Here is a 2,144-nt window from a genome sequence, read left to right on the forward strand (position 1 = left end):
TGCTTAACCCTCACGTCCTTATCGTCTTCTTTGGTCTTCCAATCACAAAAACCGTTGTCTCCACCTGGGTGGTTATGGGGTTTCTTGTCCTTCTTTCTTTTCTCCTCACCCGGAAAATGAGCCTCGTTCCCACGCGTCTCCAGAATATTGTGGAGCTCTTTGTCGAGGCCATTATCAATCTCATCGAGGACATGTCCCCGGGAAATGGAAGGAAATTCTTACCCCTTGTGGGGACTTTAGCCCTTTTCATCGGAACCTCGGATGTGGCCGGCCTTGTTCCGGGCCTCAAGTCCCCAACGAGTGATTTCAACACGACTCTTGCCCTGGCGCTTGTGGTGTTCTTTGCCGTGCCTTTCTACGGCATAAGGACAAGGGGGCTCAAGAACTATCTGAAGAGCTACTTTTCTCCCTCGCCAATTCTTGCCCCCTTCCACGTCATAAGCGAAATCACCCGGACCGTTTCTTTAGCTCTTCGTCTTTTCGGAAACATCATGGGCGAGGAAATCATCATCGCCATTCTCTTCCTCCTTTCTCCGCTTTTTCTCCCTCTCCCGATGATGCTTTTCAGCATCTTCACCGGTATCATCCAGGCGTACATCTTCACCGTCCTCACCGTGGTGTACCTGAGTGCAGCGGTTGAATCCTCAGGGCATTAGGAGTATAATGTGCGTCAATGTAAAGGAGGCTTGAGAATATGCAAGGAGAAATACTCTTCCTCTGCGTCACGGTTTTTACGGCGGGGTTTGCCATTGCCCTTGGGGTGATGTTTCCGGCCATGGGCCAGGGGAAAGCATGCTCTCAGGCCCTGGAGAGCATTGCGCGGCAGCCTGAGGCGGCAGGTCCCATCAGCCGGACGCTCTTTGTGGGCCTTGCGATGCTTGAGTCCTTGGCCATCTACGTTCTCGTTGTCTCCTTTATTCTCCTTTTTGCCAATCCCCTTCTCAAATACGTCTTCAAGTAGGGGGATTCCCCTTTATGATTCGCGTCGATCGGAGCATCATTTTCCAAATCGTGAATTTCATCGCCCTGGTCTTCATCCTCTTTCGATTTCTCTTCAAGCCGGTGGTGAAGGCGCTCGATGCCCGCTCAAGCCACATCCGGGGGGAACTTGAGCGCATCGAGGAGGAGAAGCAGGCTCTTGAAGAGGAACGGAAGCGCCTCGAGGAAGAGCTCAAGAACCTCAGGGAGAAGTACCTCGAGATGCTCGATGAGGCCAAGAGGGAAGCCCAGAAAATCAAGGAAACCATCATCCAGGAGGCGTACCAGGAAGCGGAGAAAATCAAGCGGGAGTACGAGCGTCGAGCTCGACGGGAGATTGAGCGAATTTTTGCCGAGCTCAAAGAGGACATCGTGAACATCTCCGAAGAGGTCGTCAAAAGAATTCTGAAGACCCATATAACCCCGGAGGTTCAAACGCAAATCATCGAGGAGATGCTTGAAGAAGCGGTACACCGTCTCGAAATGGAGATGGAAATCGCCCATGAAGGATGAGGAACGAGTACGGGTTCTCGTCCCCTTCCCCCTCACCGAGGAACAGAAGGAAATCATCTACGCAAAGCTCAGCCGGATCATCCCCAAGCCCTTTGTCCTTGAGGAGGAAATTGACCCATCTCTCATTGGAGGTGTGGTGATTCTCTGGGGAGAGCTCCTCATCGACTGCAGTGTAAAGACACAGCTTGAGCGACTCCGAGAGCAAATCCTCCGGGAGGGAGACTCCATCCATGGCCAAAGCAGCTGACATCCTCAAGAGAGCCCGGGAAATCGTCACCACGTACCGGCCCGAGCCGGAAATTGGGGAGGTCGGAGAGGTCCTTGAGGTTCAGGATGGCATTGCCCGGGTTCGGGGCCTGCGCCGGGCAATGCTTGGAGAGGTGCTCCTTTTCGGGCGGCGAGGCATCCGGGGCCAGGTCCTTGGGCTTGAGAAGGAACACCTCCAGTGCATCCTTTTCGGCGACTATACGGAACTCCATGCTGGGGACCCGGTCTTCCGCACCAAAACCGTCCTTGAGGTTCCAGCCGGAGAAGAGCTCCTCGGGCGGGTTGTGAACCCCCTCGGAGAGCCCCTCGATGGCGAGCAAGCTCCAGCTTGTCGGGGAAAGCGACGGGTGTTCTCTCCCGCTCCACCAGTCATAGACCGAATCCCC

General features: G+C 54.5%; 5 protein-coding genes. All 5 read left to right on the forward strand.

All coding sequences use genetic code 11. The features are described 5' to 3' along the window. The first annotated feature begins 20 nt into the window (after nucleotides 1–20). Nucleotides 21–656 carry a F0F1 ATP synthase subunit A gene (locus tag H5U36_10140; protein MBC7218465.1) on the forward strand — a complete coding sequence of 212 codons (636 nt, stop codon included), beginning with the start codon at nucleotides 21–23 and terminating at the stop codon, nucleotides 654–656. A 38-nt stretch (nucleotides 657–694) separates the two neighbouring features. Beyond that, the gene (gene atpE, locus H5U36_10145) at nucleotides 695–961 is read left to right on the forward strand and encodes an ATP synthase F0 subunit C (GenBank protein ID MBC7218466.1); all 267 of its coding nucleotides are present in this window, start codon (nucleotides 695–697) and stop codon (nucleotides 959–961) included. 14 nt (nucleotides 962–975) lie between these two features. Then, nucleotides 976–1,491 (forward strand): F0F1 ATP synthase subunit B, encoded by a 516-nt coding sequence (gene atpF, locus H5U36_10150; protein ID MBC7218467.1) that lies wholly within the window; start codon nucleotides 976–978, stop codon nucleotides 1,489–1,491. Continuing rightward, nucleotides 1,481–1,738, forward strand: coding sequence for a F0F1 ATP synthase subunit delta (locus tag H5U36_10155; protein ID MBC7218468.1), 258 nt, complete (start codon nucleotides 1,481–1,483; stop codon nucleotides 1,736–1,738). The genes atpF and H5U36_10155 overlap by 11 nt, the downstream gene beginning before the upstream one ends. Continuing rightward, nucleotides 1,722–2,144: F0F1 ATP synthase subunit alpha (locus H5U36_10160; protein ID MBC7218469.1), on the forward strand; the 423-nt coding region annotated here is incomplete at its 3' end. The genes H5U36_10155 and H5U36_10160, both read left to right, overlap by 17 nt.

It is taken from the genome of Candidatus Caldatribacterium sp. (genome assembly GCA_014359405.1).
Taxonomy (GTDB): Bacteria; Atribacterota; Atribacteria; order Atribacterales; family Caldatribacteriaceae; genus Caldatribacterium; species Caldatribacterium oleiphilum.